The 21,379-nt window shown below is 65.8% G+C and carries 17 protein-coding genes; 13 read left to right on the top strand and 4 right to left on the bottom strand.

The genetic code is table 11. From position 1 onward, the window contains the following. The first annotated feature begins 46 nt into the window (after positions 1-46). Together KI794_RS12255 and KI794_RS12250 are read left to right on the top strand one after the other, a co-directional pair. Complete coding sequence (locus tag KI794_RS12255) at positions 47-1,372, top strand: sensor histidine kinase (protein WP_255808254.1); 1,326 nt, start codon at positions 47-49, stop codon at positions 1,370-1,372. Continuing rightward, positions 1,350-1,997, top strand: coding sequence for a response regulator (locus KI794_RS12250; RefSeq protein ID WP_255808253.1), 648 nt, complete (start codon positions 1,350-1,352; stop codon positions 1,995-1,997). Before KI794_RS12255 ends, KI794_RS12250 begins: the two co-directional genes overlap by 23 nt. Before the next feature lie 39 nt (positions 1,998-2,036). Here the strand turns inward: KI794_RS12250 and KI794_RS12245 are convergent, their stop codons facing one another. The 3 genes from KI794_RS12245 to KI794_RS12235 all read right to left on the bottom strand — a co-directional run bounded on the left by KI794_RS12245 (position 2,037) and on the right by KI794_RS12235 (position 6,707). Then, the gene (locus KI794_RS12245; protein WP_119284761.1) at positions 2,037-3,653 is read right to left on the bottom strand and encodes an amidohydrolase; all 1,617 of its coding nucleotides are present in this window, start codon (positions 3,651-3,653) and stop codon (positions 2,037-2,039) included. 109 nt (positions 3,654-3,762) lie between these two features. Beyond that, positions 3,763-4,401 (bottom strand): hypothetical protein, encoded by a 639-nt coding sequence (locus KI794_RS12240; protein WP_162921343.1) that lies wholly within the window; start codon positions 4,399-4,401, stop codon positions 3,763-3,765. 224 nt (positions 4,402-4,625) lie between these two features. After that, positions 4,626-6,707, bottom strand: a complete 2,082-nt coding sequence (locus KI794_RS12235; RefSeq protein WP_255808252.1) for an alkaline phosphatase family protein — start codon at positions 6,705-6,707, stop codon at positions 4,626-4,628. Positions 6,708-6,972: 265 nt separating this feature from the next. On the opposite strand from KI794_RS12235, the gene KI794_RS12230 reads away from it, so the two are divergent. From KI794_RS12230 to KI794_RS12200, 7 genes are all read left to right on the top strand, one after another. Next, positions 6,973-7,185: a heavy-metal-associated domain-containing protein gene (locus tag KI794_RS12230; protein WP_119284759.1), complete on the top strand. Its 213-nt coding sequence runs from the start codon at positions 6,973-6,975 to the stop codon at positions 7,183-7,185. Beyond that, on the top strand, positions 7,182-7,343 hold the full coding sequence (locus KI794_RS12225) for a hypothetical protein (protein WP_162921327.1): 162 nt from the start codon (positions 7,182-7,184) through the stop codon (positions 7,341-7,343). Before KI794_RS12230 ends, KI794_RS12225 begins: the two co-directional genes overlap by 4 nt. 56 nt (positions 7,344-7,399) lie before the next feature. Continuing rightward, complete coding sequence (locus tag KI794_RS12220) at positions 7,400-9,667, top strand: heavy metal translocating P-type ATPase (protein WP_255808251.1); 2,268 nt, start codon at positions 7,400-7,402, stop codon at positions 9,665-9,667. A 41-nt stretch (positions 9,668-9,708) separates the two neighbouring features. Next, positions 9,709-9,984, top strand: coding sequence for a YHS domain-containing protein (locus KI794_RS12215; RefSeq protein ID WP_119284757.1), 276 nt, complete (start codon positions 9,709-9,711; stop codon positions 9,982-9,984). Between the two features lie 174 nt (positions 9,985-10,158). Next, positions 10,159-11,577 (top strand): dihydrolipoyl dehydrogenase family protein, encoded by a 1,419-nt coding sequence (locus KI794_RS12210; protein ID WP_255808250.1) that lies wholly within the window; start codon positions 10,159-10,161, stop codon positions 11,575-11,577. Between the two features lie 107 nt (positions 11,578-11,684). Continuing rightward, positions 11,685-11,996, top strand: a complete 312-nt coding sequence (locus tag KI794_RS12205) for a metal-sensitive transcriptional regulator (protein ID WP_162921342.1) — start codon at positions 11,685-11,687, stop codon at positions 11,994-11,996. Between the two features lie 44 nt (positions 11,997-12,040). Then, positions 12,041-12,253 carry a hypothetical protein gene (locus KI794_RS12200; RefSeq protein WP_119284754.1) on the top strand — a complete coding sequence of 71 codons (213 nt, stop codon included), beginning with the start codon at positions 12,041-12,043 and terminating at the stop codon, positions 12,251-12,253. Positions 12,254-12,271: 18 nt separating this feature from the next. Here KI794_RS12200 and KI794_RS12195 read toward each other — a convergent pair whose 3' ends face one another. Beyond that, the gene (locus tag KI794_RS12195) at positions 12,272-13,030 is read right to left on the bottom strand and encodes a GNAT family N-acetyltransferase (protein ID WP_255808249.1); all 759 of its coding nucleotides are present in this window, start codon (positions 13,028-13,030) and stop codon (positions 12,272-12,274) included. An 89-nt stretch (positions 13,031-13,119) separates the two neighbouring features. Between KI794_RS12195 and KI794_RS12190 the strand changes: the two genes are divergently transcribed. The 4 genes from KI794_RS12190 to KI794_RS12175 all read left to right on the top strand — a co-directional run bounded on the left by KI794_RS12190 (position 13,120) and on the right by KI794_RS12175 (position 21,343). After that, a complete protein-coding gene (locus KI794_RS12190) occupies positions 13,120-15,897 on the top strand; it encodes a YhgE/Pip domain-containing protein (protein ID WP_255808248.1) in 2,778 nt (925 codons plus the stop codon). Next, complete coding sequence (locus KI794_RS12185) at positions 15,894-18,080, top strand: YhgE/Pip domain-containing protein (RefSeq protein WP_255808247.1); 2,187 nt, start codon at positions 15,894-15,896, stop codon at positions 18,078-18,080. The genes KI794_RS12190 and KI794_RS12185 overlap by 4 nt, the downstream gene beginning before the upstream one ends. Before the next feature lie 9 nt (positions 18,081-18,089). Further along, positions 18,090-18,755: a TetR/AcrR family transcriptional regulator gene (locus KI794_RS12180; protein WP_255808246.1), complete on the top strand. Its 666-nt coding sequence runs from the start codon at positions 18,090-18,092 to the stop codon at positions 18,753-18,755. Positions 18,756-18,952: 197 nt separating this feature from the next. After that, positions 18,953-21,343, top strand: coding sequence for an RCC1 domain-containing protein (locus KI794_RS12175; RefSeq protein ID WP_255808245.1), 2,391 nt, complete (start codon positions 18,953-18,955; stop codon positions 21,341-21,343). Positions 21,344-21,379: the final 36 nt, after the last annotated feature.

The raw sequence follows: 21,379 nt of genomic DNA, 5'->3' as shown, positions 1-21,379 counted from the left end.
TCGGGCGAGGGCTACGCGGCAGCAACCGTGCACGTAGCCTAGGAGCATGAAAGCTCAGACAGTGTGGCAGGCGCTCATGCTGTCGCCATGGAGCTATCTCTCGTCAGGCTGGCCGTGGCGATCGTTCGCGTTTGTCGTGTCGAGCGCGGTACTCACCCCGATCCTCATCGCGGTCTTCGTGCCGACGATTCTGCTGTTGCCTCTGTGGGGGATCGCGCTCGGGTGGCTCGACCGTCGGAGGCTCACACTCCTCGGACTGCCGCGCCCGCCGAGCGGGCACGTGCCAGTGCCGCGCGGCGAGCGCCAGAACTGGCTCGGTGTGCGCCTCACCGAGCCCGCGACCTGGCGCGAGATGCTGTCGCTTCTGACAGGTATCGGGTTCGGGGCGGTGTCGGTTGCTGTTGTCTGTCTGCAAGGACTTGTTATCGGTGCGGGCGTTGCTCTTGTCGTCATGGCGCTGCAGGGCGCCGTGTCGGCGAACCTGTTCAGCGACATCGTCATCGAGCTCGGGCCCGAAAACTGGTGGCAACCGATCGTCGTCGTGCTGCTTTCGTTGCCGGTGTTCGGCTACGTGACCGGGCTTCTCGCGGCGCTGCAGGGCGGTTGCCTCCGGTGGCTGCTTGCGCCTCGGATTGCGGAGATTGACGAGCGTGTTGCCCGGCTCACGAGGTCCCGGGCCACGATCGTCGCAGCGAACGAAGCCGAGCGCCGCCGCCTCGAGCGTGATCTGCACGACGGCGTTCAACAGGAACTCGTCGCTATTGCAGCACGGCTCGGCATTCTCGAACTCGAGCTGAACCACGGGGATGATGCCGCACGCAGAACAGCGCTCGAAGCAGCCCAGCGGCAGACCGAGCGCGCGCTCGAATCGCTGCGAAACACCGTGCGGGGCATTCACCCAGCTGTGCTCTCGGACCATGGCCTCGCCGCCGCGCTCACTGAACTCGGTTCGCGAAGCGCGATGCCGCTGCGCCTTGAGGATCGCGGGTTTCCCAGGCTGAGCCCCGAGCGAGAGGCAGCCGCCTACTTCGTCGTCGCCGAGGCGCTCACGAACGCCGCAAAGCACACGTCCGCCTCCGTCGTTCGGGTTGCGCTCGCCGCAGACGAAGAACGCGCGTACGTCGTGGCGAGTGATTCCGGCCACGGTGGCGTAGACATAGACGGCGGGACGGGGCTCAGAGGGCTGCGTGAGCGTGCGGACGCGCTCGACGGTACCCTCACGATTGAGAGCCCGGTTGGCGGGCCCACTCGGTTGACGCTGTCATTCCCACTTGTCGAGGCTCAGCACTCGCTGCCGGGACGCGTGCGTGCGGTCGTCAGCCCGGCGCCTAAAGACGGGAGGGGCATCCGTGCGGATTCTGCTCGCCGATGACGCGGCCTTACTCCGAGAGGCGCTCCAGGCCCTGCTCGAACGGCTCGGGCACGAGGTCGTTGCCTCCGCCAGTGACGCCACGGAGCTCGTCGCCGTCTACGGGAGCCTGACAGTCGCGCCCGACCTCGTCGTGACCGACGTGCGTATGCCACCTACCCGCACCGATGACGGGTTACGTGCAGCGCTTCAGATCCGCGAACTCGCCCCCGCACAGCCAGTGCTCGCCCTCTCGCAGTACGTCGCCGACAGGTACGCTCGAGTTCTTCTGACGCTGCCCGAGGGCGGCGTCGGCTACCTGCTCAAGGAGCGCGTCAACAGGGTCGCCGACTTCGACCAAGCGCTCGCAGCTGTCGCCGCTGGCGGCACGGTGATTGATCCGGAGGTCACGCGACACCTCTTGCGGCAGGACCAGCCCGGGCCGCTCGCCGTTCTCACGGCGCGCGAACGCGAGGTGCTCGAGCTCATGGCGAAGGGCGAGTCAAACGCCGAAATCGCGGCGCAACTGTACGTGAGCGATGCTGCCGTGCGGAAACACATCGGCAACATCTTCGCGCGCTTAGGCCTGCAGCCGAGCGACGAGAATCGGCGAGTGCGCGCGATCTTGACGTATTTGCAGGCGAGGTAGGCCCGCAGAGGTGCCGTTCGGCGGCACCGGATCGCGATGCTAGAGCGCGTCGTGCACGAACCGACCATCGACGACTGTCGCAGCGATCGCGAGTGACACGAGTTCGTCGGGAGTCGCGGCAACGGGGTCGCCGTCCCAGATCGTGAGGTCTGCGAGCGCGCCGGGGGCGAGCACACCGCGGTCATCGTACCCGCGAGCCAGGGCTGGCCACAGCGTGTACGCGAGAAGCGCCTCCTCCCCGGTCAGTCGCTGCTCGGGCTCGAACACGTGTGCATCAGCGACACCTGGAGTGCTGCGCCCGCGAGCCCATGCCATCCCAATGCGGGGGTCGTAGTGAGCAACGGGCCAGTCTGAACCGAGCGTCACGCGTGTGCCTGTCTCGAGAACGTCGCGAACCCGGTAGCCTGTCGCCGCGCGCTCGCCAAGCCGTACCGCCCAGTTGTCGCTGTCGTCGCCCTCTCGCCACTGCATGTGCAGCGGCTGCATTGACGCCGTGACGCCCGAGCCCGTGAGCTTCTCGAGGTCCTCATCCGCGAGCACCTCGAGGTGCTCGATTGAGTGCGGCCGCGCGTCGCCGCGAGCGGGGAGCTCAGCGTAGGCGTCGAGCACGCGATTCACGGCGAAGTCGCCGACAGCGTGCGTCGCGATGATCATGCCCGCGTCGTGATACGCCCGTACAACACTTCTGTAGCGGTCCCAGTCTGGCCAGAACGCGTGTGTGCCGTCGCCGCAGGCGTCGGGCTGATGCAGCCAGGCAGTGCCGGTGTCGATGACGCCGTCACTGAACAGCTTGATGCCGTCTGACTCCCAGAGATTGCCGCGGCGATCTTTTGAGGCGATCACGCGCGCGACCGCCTCGTCGTCGTCGGTGACAGCGTGCCAGTGGTGTACGACGAGGCGATGGTCGAGTTCCCCGCGCTCATCGAGTTCCTCGATGAGATCGACTGTGCGCGGCTTGCCGTCCATGATCGCCCCGCCGGTGAGGCCCGCCGCAGCGAGTGTGCGGAACATGTCGCGGAGCGAGTCACGCTCGTCGTCGTGTGAGAGCGCCGGCACTGCGTCGAAGACGAGCTTGTACGCGCTCGGCTCACGAAGCTCGCCAGTGAGCGTCCCCGCCTCGTCGACAACAACCTCAGACATGTCCTCGAACACCGGCGCCTCGGTGACCCCCGCTGCTGCAAGGGCGGCGGCGTTCGCGAGTCCCGAATGCAGGTCGTAGAACATCGCGGCGAACGGGCGGCCAGTGACGGCGGCGTCGAACAGGTCGCCCCGCACACCAGTCGCCTCGAACGGTTCGAATTCAAGGTTCCAGCCGAGCACCCAAGCATCGGCAGGAAGTGTCGCGGCGTAGGATGCGACGGCGGCCTGGATCTCCGTGATGGTTCCGAGCCCTCCGAGGTCGACGCCGCGTGTCACGTCGGCTGCCCAGTGCGGATGGGTGTGCGAGTCGAAGAGGCCGGCCGTGACTGTCGCGCCGTTCGCGTCGCGAACTGGGTACCCGGCGGCGATCGCGAGCGCCTCAATCTCTGTGTCGTCACCGAGTGATGTGATCCGGCCGTGCTCGACAAGCAGGGCTGTCGCGCCAGCGTGGTCAGGCGTGTTCGTGATGAGGCGCGCGCCAGTGAGAGCGAAGCCTGTCGATGGGGTGAGCGTCATGAGCGCATTCCTTCGTGTGAGGGGTGTGAAGACTGTGCGGGCGCGCCGATGCTAACCTGTGCGCAGCGCATCCGTCGGAGCTGAGGGCGTGGGGAGGTGGGCCGCAGTTCTAAGCGGCGATTCTGGATCGGCCCGCGCCGGGCGATCGCCACATCACGACAGTGCTCACTGCCGGGCTCGCAAGTTCGCACTGGTGCGAAAAGCCGAGGGCCTCGTACTGGCTCACGTGCTGCGGAGTGCGTGCCTCAAGGGATGCGAGCGAACCGGCCTCGTCGATTTCTCGGAGCCTGTGGGACACGAGTGCCGCCTCGATGTCGGGTACCGTGGCGGGCCTGGTGCCGCGTGCGTGCGCCTGGGCAGTACCGACACCGACGAGGTGCCAGTAGGGCTCGCTCGGGTGCTTGTCTGCGCATGCTGCGTCATGCGCGCCGAGCACACGTAAGCCTCGACGGCCGACACCGCGAAGCAACACGCCAGTCTTTGCGGGCAGTACGGGGAGCCAGCGCGACACGTGCCCGGGGGCGCGCCACAACGCGACACCAACGATCTTGTCGGCTTCGATGGCGACGTCGACAGTGCGCAGCCCTGTGCGGCGCATGCTCCAGACGAAGTAGTCAGCTATCTTCCGTTGGCGGTGGAGAGTTCCGAGGGGGAGGAGCTGGGTGACAAGCGGTTCGTCCGTAAACGCCTCGGCGAGGACCTTCGCTGCTTCGCGCACTCTTTTCGGCTCAAGGGTACGAATCTCCAACTATCTCTCCTCTGTCGGACCCGCCTTTGGGTCGAACCGGTGTTCGCCACCATGCTACTGCTCAGGGAGCCTGGGCGACTGAGAGCTGGGTGGGTGTCGCGGGCGGCGGGGCGAGGCGCTGGCCGCACGGCCCTGCTGTTCCGGCCTGGTCCGCGCGACAGACGCGGGCCGGCCCGCGATCCCGAAGGATCGAAGGCCGGCCCACGAGTGCGGTATTCCGTGGCTTACTCGGCGAGACGCCTGCGGCTGCGGACGACGAGGTACGCGCCTGCGCCGGCGATTGCGGCCGCGCCAAGCGCGAGTCCTGCGACCGTGCCGCCGGTCGCGGCGAGGTCCTCGCCCTGACCGTCGCCGCTACCGGGAACGCCACCCGTGCGGCCGGTACCAGTACCGGTGCCAGCGCCTGCGCCGGGCTTGGTGTCGGGGGACTCCGTGTCGGTGTCTGGCTTCGTCCCGGGATTCTCCGGGTCCGGCTTTTCCTCGGTTGACGCCGCGGTCACTGTGACCGGTTGGCTGAGCTCGGTGCCGTCCGCGCGGATCCCGACGACTGTGTGCTCGCCGGCGGGGGTCGCGGCGGGGATCGTGAGCTCCTGCGAGAGCGCGCCGGTGGCGTCGGCCGTCGCAGTGCCGAGGCCCTGTGGCGCGGAGCGCAGCTCGAACGCGACGACTTCCTCTGGCGCGAACCCGGTGCCCGACGCCGTGACGGTCTTGCCCGCCTCGACTGTAGCGGCTGAGATGCTCAGCTCCGCTGGCATCGCGGGCGCCTCGTCCTGGCTGACGCTGACCTGATCGATGGCCCAGAACGCAGAGTTGTTGCCGCCGTATTCAAAGTGCAGGCTCGCGGTTCTCGGAAGATCGCCGGCCTCAGACCGCGGCAGTTCCAGTGTGAAGCGTTCCACCTGGTTGACAGGGTTGAGGCGGGTGCCGTCGCCTGGGTATGTGACGAGGGTGTGCGGGGCGATGCCTGAGGCCTCATCGAACACGACCCTGACGATTGCCTTTTGCGGGCCGTCGACAGCGTAGTCAGACACGAACGAGATGTCGAGCTCCGCCGCGCCGTTCAGCTCGTAGGCGGGGCTTTGCAGCGTCGAGTCGAACATGTTGCCGCCGCGGGGGCTCACATCGGCCCACTCGTCGGAGTCCGCGACGGCGAACACGTCGCGCGAGTAGACGTTGTTCTCGCGCAGCTGGCCAAGCTCGACGTTCGAGAAGAACTCGTCGGTCATGAACGTCCAGCCGCTGAACTCCGGGGCCCCGCCGGAGGGCATCTTCGAGTTGTCGACGCTCCATCCCTCGGGCGTCGCGGCGGTCCAGCCGAGAAGGTCGGCCGGCGCCTTCTCCTGCACTGCAGGCTGCAGCTGCGGGCGCAGCGTATCGAAGTCGTCGGGAACGAGCTCGTTCACGACTGAGCCGTCGAGGTCCCAGGCCGGATCGGTCGCGAGGCCGACGTGAGCGAGTACTGTCGGGGCGATGTCGGTGACCTTGACGTCGTGGCGGACGGTGCCGGGGGCGAACGGCGAGCCGTTTGCGGCGACAAACGTCTTGCGTTCGAGCTTCGTCGAGCCGCCGTGGCCGCCGGTCGGCGTGTGGCCGTGATCGGAGGTGACAACGACAAGCCAGTCCTCGGACCCGTAGGTCGGGCGCTGCGTGATCGCGTTCACCATCTCGCCGATCTGACCGTCCGCCTTCTGCAGCGCCTTCCGGTACGCCTCCGAGCTTGAACCGGAGCTGTGGCCCGCGCCGTCGACCTCGTCGAGGTGTACGAAGACGTCGTCGGTGGCTGGCGCCGAGAGCGACGAAACAGCAGCCTGCGTGGTGAGCGTGTCGTTGCCGAACTTGCTGCGACTGTCGACTGCCGCCCCGAAGATCGTCGTCGAGATGGGACCCCAGGTGCCGACAACGGTCGTGTTTCTGTCTGGAAGGTGCTGTTCGATGCGCGTGAGATAGTCGGGGAACGCGCCGTAGTTCGGGCTCGTGAAGTTGTTGTCGGTGACGCCGTGCTTGGGTGCCCAGACACCCGTCGCGATCGTCGACCACCCGGGACCCGACACTGTCGGCGACATGGGAGCGCCAGCGAGATTGCTCGTCGCGCTGAGGCCGCCAGCGCGCAGTGCGCTCACTGTCGGGGTGATGCCCTCGGCCATGACGTCGAAGGAGGCGCCATCGACGCCAATGACGAGCGTCTTGGGGGTCTGTGCCGTCGCTTGAACGGTGTCCTCGGCGAGTGCCGGGGCCGCCGCCGTCGCGATACCTGTCGCCCCGAGGAGGAGCGCGGCCGCCGCCGCGGTGATGTGAGTGTGTTTCAAGTCAGTCTCCTGGAAGTCGGATGGGCGCTGGCTCGCGTCCCGGAGACTGAGTTTTCCGCGGGAAAGTTGTCCATACAAGCGGATCGCCAGTTGTATTGACAACCTTCAAGTTGTGGCAAGGTGGCGTTCGCCTCCGCGATGACGGGCCGTAACTTTCGGGCGGCTACAGCGGAAAACTCGGGCTTGCAAAGATACCCTAGGGGGGTATATTGTTCTGGGTGTGGAGATACCCGGATGGGGTATCCTGATGAAGGAGGAACAAGCTATGGCTACAACCGAGTATCAGGTCACCGGAATGACGTGCTCCCACTGCGAGCTGTCGATCCGCGAGGAAGTCGAGCAGATCGCCGGCGTCTCTGACATCGATGTGAGTGCCGCGAGCGGCACACTCGCAGTGTCCGCCGACGGCACGCTCGACGATGCGGCGGTGCTCGCCGCTGTGGAAGAAGCTGGCTACACTGCGGTGCGCTCCTCGTGAAGCCCGCAGCACGCCTCGCCATCTACGGTGCCGGCCTCGTCGTGGCGTTCGGCGCTGCGTACGGGCTCGCGGGCCTGATTGTCCCGGCAGATTTCGTTGCCGACTGGATCGCGAGCGGTAACGCGCACGAGCCCGATCAGCAGGCGCACCAGAACTAACCAATGCTTCCCGCTCATCCACACAGTGGGCACAGGTGAGAATGAAGGAATTCGAAATGAGTACATCCGCGCTCCCCGGCGCACACTCCGGAGTCGAACTCGAGATCGGCGGTATGACGTGCGCATCGTGCGCGAACCGCATCGAGAAGAAACTCAACAAACTCGACGGTGTCGTCGCGACAGTCAACTACGCGACAGAGAAGGCGAAAGTCACTGTGCCCGACGGCTACGACCCGGAGCTGCTCATCGCGGAAGTCGAGAAGACTGGCTATACCGCGGTGATGCCTGCGCCACAGGGCGTAAAGGGTGACGACCGGAAGAAAGACGGGGTCGGCGAGGAGGACGCCGAACTGACCTCGCTCCGCCACCGCCTGATCGGCTCGATCGTGCTCACCGTGCCGGTGATCGCGATGGCGATGATCCCGGCGCTGCAGTTCACGTATTGGCAGTGGGCCTCGCTCACGCTCGCAGCTCCCGTAATCGTGTGGGGGGCCTGGCCGTTCCACAAGGCAGCCTGGGTGAACCTCAAGCACGGCGCCGCGACGATGGACACGCTCATCTCGATGGGCACCTCGGCTGCTTTCCTCTGGTCGCTGTACGCGCTGTTCTTCGGCACGGCAGGGGTTCCCGGGATGACACATCCTTTCGAGTTCACGCTCGCTCCCTCTGACGGCGCGGCGAACATCTATCTTGAGGTCGGCGCGGGCGTCACCATGTTCATCCTCGCGGGCCGCTACTTCGAGAAGCGATCCAAGAAGCAGGCAGGCGCAGCCCTTCGCGCTCTGCTCGAGCTCGGCGCGAAAGAGGTCGCGGTGCTCCGTGGCGGCGTCGAGACCAAGATCCCTGTCGACAACCTTGTCGTGGGCGACGAATTCGTCGTACGCCCTGGCGAGAAGATCGCGACGGACGGCGTCGTCGTTTCCGGTACCTCGGCCGTAGACGCCTCCATGCTCACCGGCGAAGCAGTCCCAGTCGAGGTTGCCGAGGGCGATGCAGTCACCGGCGCCACCACCAACGTAGGCGGGCGACTCGTCGTGCGCGCGACAAGGATCGGGGCAGACACGCAGCTTGCGCAGATGGCGCAGCTCGTCGAAGACGCGCAGACTGGCAAGGCCGAGGTGCAGCGGCTCGCCGACAGGATCTCGGGCGTCTTCGTTCCGATCGTGATCGTCGTCGCAGCGGTCACGCTTGGCGGCTGGCTCGGCGCTGGCTTCCCAGTCTCGGCAGCTTTCACCGCGGCAGTCGCGGTGCTCGTCATCGCATGCCCGTGCGCGCTTGGGCTTGCGACTCCCACCGCGCTGCTCGTTGGCACTGGCCGTGGCGCCCAAATGGGGGTACTCATCAAGGGGCCCGAGGTGCTCGAATCCACCCGCAAGGTCGACACTGTCGTTCTCGACAAGACAGGCACTGTGACGACCGGCAAGATGACCCTTGTCGACGTGGTGACCGAGCCTGGCACCGACCGCGCAGAGCTGCTGCGGCTCGCTGGAGCGCTCGAAGACGCGTCGGAGCACCCGATCGCGCAAGCCATCGCAAAGGGTGCGACGCAGGAGGTCGGAACGCTGCCCGCAGTCGAGGGCTTCGCGAACATCGAGGGCAAGGGCGTCCAGGGCGTCGTCGACGGCCACGCGGTGCTCGTCGGGCGCGACTCACTGCTCGCTGAGTGGTCTCTCACACTGAGCGACGAGCTCGCAACGACGAAGGCGCGCGCGGAGGGCGAAGGCAAGACAGTTGTCGCCGTCGGCTGGAACGGCGAAGCGCGAGGGATCCTGATCGTTGCCGACACCGTGAAAGACACAAGCGTCGAGGCGATTCGTCAGCTGAAGGCGCTCGGCCTCTCACCAGTGCTCCTCACCGGCGACAACGCCGCGGTCGCGCGCCACATCGCCGCCGAGGTCGGCATAGATGAGGTCATCGCCGAGGTGCTGCCCGCAGAGAAAGTTGATGTCGTTCAGCGGTTGCAGGCAGACGGCAAAGTCGTCGCGATGGTCGGAGACGGCGTGAACGACGCCCCCGCCCTCGCTCAGGCTGACCTCGGCCTCGCAATGGGGACGGGAGCCGACGTTGCGATCGAGGCCTCAGACATCACCCTCGTGCGGGGAGACCTGCGCAGCGCGGCAGACGCGATCAGGCTCTCCCGAAAGACGCTCGGCACCATCAAGACGAACCTCTTCTGGGCGTTCGCCTACAACGTCGCGGCGATTCCCGTCGCGGCCCTCGGCATGCTCAACCCGATGCTCGCCGGTGCGGCGATGGCGCTCTCGAGCGTCTTCGTTGTCGGCAACAGCCTGCGGCTTCGCGGCTTCAAGAGCACGGCTGTGTAGCGGCCGCACCGCACAGAGAAACACTTCGAAAGGACACCCCGATGACCGAACAAACGATTCCGACTGCGAGCTGCTGCGGTGGCGCGAAGGCCCCCGCCGTCTCCGCCGATGGCCGAACCGACATGCTTGGCGGTGCGGGCTCCGACGCAGAGACGACAACCTGCCCTGTGATGGTCGGGAGCCCGGTGAACAAGGCGAAGGCTGTTCAGGCTGGGCTCTACCGTGACTTTGAGGGCGAGCGGTACTACTTCTGCTGCGCCGGTTGTGGCCCCGCGTTCGATGCTGACCCCGCGAAGTACGCGGCGAACATGGCGTAGCCGACAGCCGACAGCCGACAGCCGACAGCCGACAGCCGACAGCCGACAGCCGATAGCCTCGATAGTCACCCCAAAGGGGCCTGTGGACACACAGGCCCCTTTGCGTGTCGTGCGGAAGACTTGCCCCAATTCCCGGCTGGCAGCCGGTCCGCGACGACGGGAAAGGGGACCCGCATGGAAACTGCAGCACACACCTCAACCGACTACGACCTGATCGTTATCGGCGCCGGGCCGGTTGGCGAAAACGTCGCCGACTACGCCGTCGGCCCGAACGTTCGCGTCGCGATCGTCGAGGCTGAACTCGTGGGCGGCGAGTGCTCGTACTGGGCGTGCATGCCCTCGAAAGCGCTACTCCGGAGCGGCCACGCCATCCGCGCGGCGGGGCGGCTCCCCGGGGCACGCGAGGCGGTCACCGGTAGCCTTCAGGCCACGGAGGTGTTTCAGCGGCGTGACGCATTCACAAGCAACTGGGACGATTCCGGCCAGGTCGAGTGGGTTGCCGCAGCAGGAATCGACCTCATTCGGGGCTTCGGCGAGCTCGTCGGCAGGGGCCGCGTGCGAGTGGGGGAGCGCACGTTGACGGCCCGGGCGGTCGTGCTCGCGACAGGGTCGGTGCCGTCGTTGCCGAAGATCGCGGGCCTCCCGGAGTCGCGCGCCTGGGGCACGCGTGAGGTGACCTCCACCGAAGAGGTGCCGCAGAGTCTCATCATCCTCGGAGGCGGCGTCGCCGGGACCGAGATGGCGTTCGCGTTCGCCGCGCTCGGGGCCAGCGTGACGCTGCTCTCGCGCGGGGCGCTGCTCGGGCGCGAAGAGCCGTTCGTCGGCGCCATGCTTGCGGCCGCGCTCGCCGCCGAGGGTGTCGACGTTCGGATTGGCGACGAGCCCGTGCGCGTCGACCGCGGGGCAGACGGCAACGTGTCAGTTGAGCTCGCTGGTGGCGCGACCGTGCGGGCCGCCGAGCTTCTTGTTGCGACCGGACGCCGCCCCGCGACCTCGGGCCTCGGCCTCGAAACTGTTGGAGTGGACTCGGAACTTCCTGTCGACGACACCATGCTGGTTGCGGGTACCGACTGGCTGTACGCCGTCGGCGACGTGAACGGTCGCGCGCTGCTCACGCATCAGGGCAAGTACCAGGCGCGCGCGGCCGGTGCGGCGATCGCCGCGCGGCTTGCGGGCGCTGAGGTGGACGGCGGGCAGTGGGGAGCCCACGCTGCGACGGCCGACCACGTCGCGGTGCCGCGGGTGGTGTTCTCGGACCCGGAGGTCGCCGCAGTTGGGCTCACCGAGGCTGAGGCGCGCGGGGCTGGACTCGAGCTCAGAACTGTCGAGTACGACATGGGGAAGGTAGCCGGCGCCGCGCTTCACGCTGACGGCTATGTTGGCAGGGCAAAGCTCGTGATCGACGCGGCGCGTGATGTGGTCGTTGGCGCGACATTCGTGGGGCAAGACGTGGCCGATCTTGTGCACGCGGCGACAATCGCGATCGTCGGGGAGGTTTCGATGGACCGTCTGTGGCACGCAGTTCCTGCGTACCCGACGATCAGCGAGGTGTGGCTGCGACTGCTCGAGGCCGACCGTGGAAAGGGAGGGTAGTCGCCGATCCGCGGCAACGTGAAGCCCAGAGCGAAACATCCCCTACGGAATACCCGGAGGGGGTATCATGTGGGGGATGTGAGCTATCGCAGTTGAGGAGGGGAATCGTGGAGGCGACACCGGACACGCATGAGAGCCCGCACGGGTACATCACCGACAAGGAGAAGTACCTGCAGCGCCTGAAGCGCATCGAGGGTCAGGCGCGGGGCATCTCGCGCATGGTTGATGAGGAGAAGTACTGCATCGATATCCTCACCCAGATCAGCGCCCTCACGAGCGCATTGCAGGCTGTGGGTCTTGGGTTGCTTGACGACCATTTGTCGCACTGCGTCGTCGACGCGGCACGCAAGGATGGCCCAGAGGCGCAGGAAAAGCTCAAGGAGGCGAGCGACGCGATCGCCCGCCTGGTGAAGTCGTAAGCGGGCTGCGGCAGAGGCGGTGGGCCGCACCGTAGACTGCACGAATGTCTACACGCGATGTGCCCGAGCAGATTGGGGACCTGCCACGGATTGGTCGGCCGGCGACATCGGCATTGCTGCTGGCGGGAATAGCGTCGCTTGCGGAGGTCGCCAAGCTGTCGCGAGCGGAGGTGCTGTCGTTGCACGGTGTGGGGCCGAAAGCAGTGCGAATCCTCGAGGTGGCACTCGCCGAGATCGGGTTGACGTTCAAGCAGTGACGACGTGGCGCTGGCGGCCTACTCGTGCGCTGCAGGGGTGATAAATCTGCGAACGGGTTCGCGCCGCTCGAATCCGAGACGTTCGTAGATTCCTGCGCCGTCGGGTGAGGCAGTGAGGATTGCGTTCTTGGCTCCGTACTCGCGGCCGAGCGTGAGAGCCGCCTCGGTGAGCTGGCTGCCGATGCCGCGCCTGCGGTGCGATGCTGCGGTGACGATGTGTTCGACGGCCAGAGTGCTGCCGGCGACGACGGCCGCGCCGCACCCGACGGCGACTCCGTCGACCTCCGCAAGGAGGTGGTGTGCCGAGCGGCTCGCGCCGAGCCCAGCCAATGCAAGCGCGCGATGCGTCGCTGGCTGTGATGCCCCTCCCGTCCAGATCTCCTCCCAAGTGGCGAGATCGTGTTCGGTGTCAACTAGGCGGATAGTGGCTGCGCCCTGGTACGGGGCAGCGGCTACTTCACGTTGCGGGTCGAGTTGCTGTGTCAGCACTGGCTCTTCTTCGACGAACCGAAACCCACGGTCGCGAAGCTGCGCCTCGACGTCGAATTCAGGGCGTTCGGGCCAGGAATGCCAGAGCGCCTGAACGCCAGCCAGCCTCTGAAGCGCGTCGTCCACGGTCGCAGCGGTCGCGTAGAGCACCCCGTTGAGCTCTTCGTGGGGCGCCCCCGTGGTGAACCAAGCGAGTTCCTCGGCGCGAAACGAGTCGCGCGCGCGGGCAAGGTGCGTGTCGACGTAGAGCGACAGCGGGTCTGGCTGACGGGGTTCGGTGATGTTCATACTCTGTCGAATTCTACTGAGACGGGAGCGTTCGCCCACCGCCAAAATAACTTGCACACCAATGTGCAAGTATCGGGTACACTATTTCGGTGCGGCAAAGTTGGAACATCTTTCGGAGAGACGTCGGGCGGCTCGCCCGACAGCGAAAAAGCTGGGTTATCGTCATCGGTATCCTCATCACGCCTGCCCTCTACGCGTGGTTCAACATCAACGCGTTCTGGGACCCGTACGCAAACACTGCAAACGTGAACATCGCCGTTGCGAACCTCGACTCCGGCGCCGAATCTGAGCTCACGGGTGAGGTGAACATCGGCGACGAGGTTGTCGACCAGCTCAAAGCAAACGATCAGCTGGGTTGGCAGTTCATGAGCGAAGCGAACGCCAAAGACGCCGTGAAACGCGGCGACGTGTACGCCACAATCGTTATCCCTGAAGACTTCAGCAGCGATCTTCTCAGTATGACCTCGGGCGACTTTACTCAGCCCGCACTCCAGTACTTCGTGAACGAGAAGGCGAGCGCAATCGCACCGAAGATTACCGACGTCGGTGCGTCAACGCTCGACAAGCAGATCACGAGCGCGTTCAAGGAGCAAGTCGCCAAGGCTGCGACCGAGGCAGTGAAAGATGCGGGTGACTCGGTCGAGCTGAAGCTGCTCAACGCACGCGGCGACACGCTCAACGCCTTCGACCGTACGACGAAGACCCTCGATGAGGCTGAGAAGAACATCGACAGAATGCGCGCGGGCCTCGACTCCTCGCGCGACTCGCTCGCGTCGACGCGGGCTACCCTTGTCGACGTCGGAACGACGCTCGGTGACGTGCAGGTCGGCGTACGCCAGGCGCAGGCGATCGTCGCCGAGACCCAGCAGCAGGTCGTCGCCTTCGGAGACGCCGCGTCTTCCGCCTACCTCACGGGGACCACGGCGCTCGCAGACGCGGCCGGCTCGGCGAACGCGTCGGTAGCCGAGCTGACGCAGCAGCTGAAGCAGGCAAACGTGCGCATCGACGCGTCGATCACTGAGGTCACCGCCGTGGTCGACGCGAACAAGCGGGCGATCGCGCAGTTGCAGGATCTCCTTGACGAGGCCGACCCGAGCTCGCCCGTCGGGAGCCAGCTCAAGGGCGCCATTGACTCGCTCGAGGCCCAGAATGCGGCTCATGGGGAGGTGCTCAAGACGCTCCAGCAGGCGAACACCGATGCGTCTGGCGCGGTGCAGGCAGTCTCAGACGCGTCGAGCGCGCTGAGCCAGGCGCTGAAAGATACGCGCGCCGCTGCCGCGGGGATGCGACAGGTGCTCAGCAGCACGGTGCCCACGCTCAATGCGGCCATGTCGCAGCTGTCGGCAAGCGCGGGCGCGTTCGCATCTGCCCTCACCGCGCAGCAGGCTGTGCTCGAACAGGCTGACTCGCTGCTTGGTGGCATCGATACCCAGCTCGGCTCGACGGGGGATGCATTCGACAGTTTCAAGGCCGACCTCAACGGTATCCGGGGAGGCATCACGACTGCGCGCGCCGACGTGCTCGCGCTGGGTGCAGCGTCTGAATGGGGCACCCTCAACACGCTCACTGGGCTCGAGCCTGCGCAGATCGCCGAGTTCGTTGCGTCACCAGTGACTGTCGACGAGCACGTCGTCTTCCCGATTAACGCCTACGGTTCGGCTATGGCTGCGCTGTTTACGAACCTGTCGCTGTGGATCGGCGCGTTCGTGCTCATGGTGATCTTCAAGATCGAGGTCGACACGGAGGGGCTGCGCGACGTGACCGTGCGGCAGGCCTACTTCGGCAGGTTCTTCCTGTTGGCGGCGCTCGCTGCGCTCCAGGCTCTCATCGTGTGTATAGGCAACCTCGTGATCGGGATCCAGACTGCGAGTGTCATCGCCTACGTCGCGACTGGTGTGTTCACCGCACTCGTCTACGTGAGCATCATCTACGCGCTGTCGGTTGCGTTCGGCCACGTTGGCAGAGGACTGTGTGTGCTGCTCGTCATTATGCAGATTCCCGGTGCCTCGGGGCTCTACCCGATCGAGCTGATGCCCGGCTTCTTCCGTGCGATATACCCCTTCCTGCCGTTCTCGTATGGAATTGACGCGATGCGCGAGACGATCGCCGGGTTCTACGGTGGCCACTACTGGCGGTTCATTGGGGTGCTCGCACTCATGGGTCTGCTCGCGATCGTGCTCGGTCTCGTGCTGCGTCGGCGGCTCGCAAACTTCAACCTGCTGTTCAATCGCCAGATTGCGTCGACCGACCTCCTCATCGGTGAAAAGGTGCAGGTCGTCGGGTCTGGCTACCGTCTGAGCGACGTGATCCACGCGCTGCAGAACCGGGGCGAGTACCGCGAAGACCTTGAGCGGCGGGCGAAACCGTTCACCCAGCACTATCCGGCGATGCTGCGCGGCACGCTCATCGTTGGAGCCGTCGGGATGGTGGTGATCGGCGTTATCGCGTGGGCGTTGCCCGGTGGGAAGGCTCCGCTGCTTGGGGTGTGGGTGCTCTGGTGCCTCATCATCATGGGGTTCCTCGTCGTCATCGAGTACATCAAGCAGAGCTTCCTGCACGCCCGAGAGGTCGCCACGCTTGACGACGACGAGCTGCGCGACGCGGTACTCACTGACCGTACAGGCCTGCACACCGATCCTGAAATGGCGCTGGCCACCGCGCAGCCAGAGACGGTGCCGCTCTCCGCGAGCGGGACGACAGATCCTGGCGGCGGCGCGCAGCCACCGGCCGACGTGGCCGACATCGATGACGTGATTGCCGAACTCTTCGGCGATCCGCCCGGGCACAAGGCCGATCCAACTGGCCCAACCGGCCCAACCGGCCCAACCGACACACCCGACACGAACGAGGGAGGGCAGCGCGCATGAACAACGTACTGAGTCTCGTGAAGCGCGACCTGCGCCACGCCACCCGCAACGTGATGGCGTCGATCGTGCTCTTCGGTCTCATCATCATTCCGTCGCTCTTCACCTGGTTCAACGTGATCGCGAGCTGGGACCCGTTCGCGAACACGAGCAATCTGAAGGTCGCCGTCGCGAGCACAGACGCCGGGTTCCAGAGCGACCTCATGCCCATCCCGATCAACGTGGGGGAGCAGGTGCTCTCGGAGCTGCGCGCGAACGACGGGCTTGACTGGGTCATCACGACGAAAGACGACGCGATCGACGGCACAAAGTCGGGCGCATACTACGCCGCGATCGTGCTGCCGCCGTCGTTCAGCTCAGACATGCTGACGTTCTACGCCGACGGCGCGGAGCGCACGAGCATCAAGTTCTACACGAACGAGAAAAAGAACGCGCTAGCGCCGAAGATCACCGAGCAGGGGGCAGAGGGCGTCTCGTCCCAGATCAGCGAGGCCTTCACCGTGACGCTGAGCGAGGTCGCGCTCGGCCTCGTCTCGTCAGTGTCCGACTACCTCACCGACGAAAACACTCAGGCGGCGCTCAACCGGGTCGAGTCTCGGATCGGGAACATCGCGACGCAGCTGCGCGGCGGGGCGCGCACCGCCGAGACCCTCGGCGCGCTCATTGAATCGAGCGTGCCGCTCGTCGACAGTGCTGAGTCGCTCGTGACTGCCGCAGGAGCCGCGTTTGACGACTCATCGACGGCTCTCGGCAACGGATCTGCCGCGGTTGGCGACCTGAAGGGGGCGCTCACGGGTGCGACCCAGTCACTCGTCGACGCGCTTGGCGCGACGGCTGGGAGCTACGATGCTGTCGCGGCGCGGATTGACGATCTCTACGCTGAAGCGGGCAAGGTTGGCGGTAGCCAGGCCGCAGCGTTGAACGCGCTCGCCGATGCCGTCCAGGTGCAGGTAGACCAGACGACCGCGCTCAAGCAAAAGCTTGTCGACGAGGTGCAGCCGCTCGTGCCCGAGTCTGGCCAGGCCGCGTTCGCCCGGGTGCTGACGAGTCTCGACGAGTCGATCGCCAGGCAGGAGGGCGTGCGCGATCGCATGCGCCAGTCGGCGACTGACATTGCGAACGGGGCGGGATCCGCGGGGGAATCGCACGACGCGATCGCCGCGGCGGTGGCCGAAGCGAAGAAAGCGGTGACCGACGCGAAAGACGCGTACGCCTCGGGCCTGAAGCCGCAGCTCGACGCGCTCGCGGGCACGCTCGACACGATCAGCGGAGATATAGCGGGCATCCGGGATAGCCTCGCCGGATCCTCTTCGAGGCTCGCTGGCGCTGCCGGCTCCGTGCGCACGGTGCTCACTGAATCTGGTGAGGCCACCACGAAGCTCGCAACCTCGCTGAATGAAACCGCCGACAAATTCGGGGAGCTGCAGCGCGCGATCGCGAAGGCCGCCGACACTGGGGACCTCAGCGAGATCTCCGAGATTATCGGTGCCGGGCCTGCCGTGCTCGCGACGTCACTCGCTGAGCCCGTACGCGTCGACCGCACTGCCGTGTTTCCGATCGTCGGGTTCGGCGCGGGTATGGCGCCGCTCTACAGCGTGCTCGCCCTCTGGGTCGGTGCGTTGCTCATGACAGTCACGATTCGCGTCGACGTGAATCAGGAGACCCTGCCAGATAGGCCTGAGCTCACCACGACCCAGAAGTACCTCGGCCGCTACGGAGTCTTCGCGCTCGTTGGCCTCGCCCAGAGCACCCTGCTGACGCTGGGGCTCGTGCTCTTCGTGCAGATCGAACCAGCCCACCCGCTGCTGCTCATCCTCGCCGGGTGGGTGATCTCGCTCGTCTTCACACTCATCGTGTACACGTTCGTTGTTGCCTTCGGAAACGCTGGCAAAGCGCTCGCCGTGCTGCTGCTCGTGATCCAAATCTCGGGTTCGGGGGGCGCGTACCCGCTCGAGCTGCTGCCACAGTGGTTCCAGAACATCAGTCCGTTCCTGCCGGCGACCTACGCGATCCAGGCACTGCGCGCCGCGGTTGCGGGCGTCTACGGCGGCGACTTCTGGATCGCGCTCGGGATGCTGCTGCTGTTCGCGATCCCCGCGCTACTGCTCGGACTTGTGCTGCGCCGCCCGATGATCCCGTTCAATCGGAAGCTCATGGCCGCGCTCGAATCTACGAAACTGATGTGAGGATCGAACATGTCTCTAGACCACACAGCATCCATGCCCGCGACTGAGCCAGGCCCTGACGTGCGCCGGAAAGATGCGACGAAGAACCGTGAACTGCTGGTTGGGGCGGCGCGGGAGGCGATCGCTGACCAGGCGAACGCCTCGCTTGACACCATTGCGCAGGCAGCCGGCCTCACAAGGCGCGCGGTCTACGGCCACTTTCCGGATCGCGACGCGCTCGTCCGCGAGGTGATCGCCGACGGCGCACGCGAGTTCGGTGAGATCGCCGCACGCGCGACAGCCAAGGATCCGCGGCTCGCCCTCGTCTTCCTCGCAACTGAACTCTGGCGCGCCTCAACAAGTGTGCGCGCCTCTGCGAACGTCGCCGCCACTGAGTCGTACCGCGACGCGGCGGCTCAGGCATTCGAGCCGTTGCGAACACGGCTGGCTGAGATCACGCGCAAGGGCATCGAATCGGGAGCGCTTCGTGGAGACATGAGCGCGGAGGTGCTCGCGCTGCTTATCGAGGAGGCGGCAAAGGCGACGCTCCGCGATCAGCGGATCACCGCCGGGCACACGGCAGAGACCGCAATCAAGGTTGTACTCAGCATCGCAGGTCTCTCGTGGCGGGAGCAGGCCGAGCTGCTGGGGCCGCAACCGAACACGGTGGAGTCAGCGGCAGTCAAAGCCAGCTGAGCGGAACGGGCCAGCCTGGTGGAGCGGGCCTCTCGATTCACCCGCATCATCTTGCCGACTGTCGGTGCGCGTCCACGCCACTACGTACGTAGTGAGATACGCGCGTAGATCGACGCTTAGGCCCCCGTAGTTCCCGCCTGGACTCCTGCGCAATCGGCGGACGTTTGCTTCGCTAGTGGAGACGGAGGGACTTCACTATGGAGCAGAGCACACAGCGCCGCACGGACACACCGAACGACATCGCCCCCCAGCGAAAGCGCCTGAAGGTGGTTGCAGCCATCGCTGCAGCGCTGGCGGTTGCAGTCGGAGTGAGCGCTGGCGCCGTCGGAGCCATCTCCACGAGCAACTCGACAATCCGATCGAACGAATTCGCAAAGTCGCTTCGAGTCGATGCCGGTGTATACGACCTTGGCGTGACCGCAACCGATGGCGCAAAGTTCGGGTCCACTCCGACCGCTGGATCTGTCTCGTTCGAGATGCACCCCGCCGGTGCAGACCCACTCTCGCTCGAGCCAGGCGACCTCGTGACCTCATCCGTCGTGCTCCCCGCTGGGATGGCGCCGGGAGAGCTGCCGGCACCCGAGCGCACCACCACCTACCTGCGGACGTGGGCTGCGGCTGAGCAGCACGGCATCTGGACGGTGACCTCAACGCTAGCCGCTGAGACGGCAGCCAAGGTGCAACTGCCATCGAGCGAGTTCGCCGTCACCGCCGCGTTTCCCAAGATTGTGGGGCCTGAGGACCTCGAGCTGCGGGCCGAAATCGGCCTGCCTGAGCGACTCACAAGCACGCACGCAAGCGACACAACGCGCGTGCCTGTCGAGTGGGAGGTTCGCAGTGGAGTCTACGACCTCGCTTTCACGCGAGGAAAGAATGGCGGCGGGGAGATCTCGTTCGCAAGCCTCCCCACCGAGGCAGGGGAGAACCTCCACCTCAGGCCTGGCGATTCGCTTGTCACGTCGATCACCCTCCCCGCGGGGGTGACTGCAGGCGCCCTCCCTGCGAAGTCGACAGTGCAAGGACGGACGATCGAATGGGAGTCGCACGCGCGAGACGCAGCGACAATCGTTACTCGCACCGAGACGATCTCGCGTGACACCCAGCAGATCCCGAGCACGCGTTCAGCATTCGATGTGGTCGTCGCCGAGCAGGCGTTGAGCGACGGATTCACAGTATCTGCAGCGGCGGAGCTGCCTGGTAGGTTCGTGAGTGCCCAACCAACAGCCGAGCTGTCGGTCACAGGCAAGATTGGGCCACCACCGGCCTCCAAGGTGGCGGCGGGACACGGCTATTCGATGGCCACAACCACCGATGGCGCAACTTTCGCGTGGGGTGCGGGCCAGGTCGGGCAGCTCGGCTCGGGAACTGAGAAGAGCTCTGACGTTCCTGTCGTCACGAAGTCTCCAGACGGACGTCAGTTTGTCCAGGTCGTAGCTGGCTGGGACCATTCGATGGCGATCGCAGACGACGGCACGCTGTGGGGGTGGGGCGACAACTCTTTCGCCCAGACCGGGACAGGCGAGTCGTTCCTCGTGCCTGTGACGACACCGAAGCAGGTCACTGCCCTTGACGGGAACACGCAGTTTCAGTCGGTTTCTGCGGGCTGGAGGCACACGGTCGCGCTGTCAACCACAGGGCAGGTGTACGTGTGGGGTGATGGCAACCGGGGAGTGCTCGGTAACGGCTCTTCCGCTGGGTATAGCGAGCGCCCAATGCTCATGCCCGGGCTTCCGAACAAGCCATTCGCTGCGGTCGAGGCCGGGTTCGACATCACTTTCGCCGTGACGGAAGACGGTGAAGTGTGGGGCACCGGCTCGAACGAGTATGGCTTCCTCGGTCTCGGCGAGAGCGTCTCTGGGATTACACGGCCACGCCAGATTCCCATGCCGACGACAGATCCTGTGATTCAGGTCTCCGCAGCAAGCACGACAAACAACACCCACGTGCTCGCGCTCACCGACTCTGGGAAAATGATCGGGTGGGGAGTCAACGCGTCTGGGGAAAGTGGTGTGCCGGTGGACGGCGAATCATCGTGGGTGTACTTCGAGCCAACTGAGCTGCAGCAGCCCGAGAACGTCCGGTTTACGAAGCTCGCCGCCGGCGATCAGTTCAGCCTCGGTCTCGCAGAGTCAGGTCAGGTGTACTCGTGGGGCGGGCGAGCCCTGGGCAACGGACGCGGTGGCACGAGCGAGGTTCCGGTGCTCGTTCTTATCCCATCGGGGGAGCGGATCGTTGACATCGCGGCTGGAGACGCGCACGCGTTCGCGCTGAGCGCCAGCGGTCGCCTGTATGGCTGGGGAAGTGGCCAGGGCGGACGCTTAGGGAACACCAACTACCTTGAGCAGCGGTCGCCAATTGTCATCAAGCTCGTGGCCCCGCGCGCTGCGGGGGCGACAGATGACCGTCCGGCTGCTCAGGAGGAAACTGAGTCGTCGTCAGAGCCCGGCAGTGAAGAAATCCCCACCGACACCGAACCAGATACTGCAGGTTCGGAGACCGTTGAAGACGAAGCGACGGGTCCTGCGATCCCTGGTGAGGAGGAAGACTACGCCGAAGCGAAGCCAGAGGAGCAGACAGTACGGGGATGAGAGCCCAGCACAGGTTTGGCTGTCTCGCCGCGGCTC

This window comes from Leucobacter aridicollis, from assembly GCF_024399335.1.
Lineage (GTDB): Bacteria > Actinomycetota > Actinomycetes > Actinomycetales > Microbacteriaceae > Leucobacter > Leucobacter aridicollis_A.
This window is presented reverse-complemented; position numbering and strand designations above follow the sequence as displayed.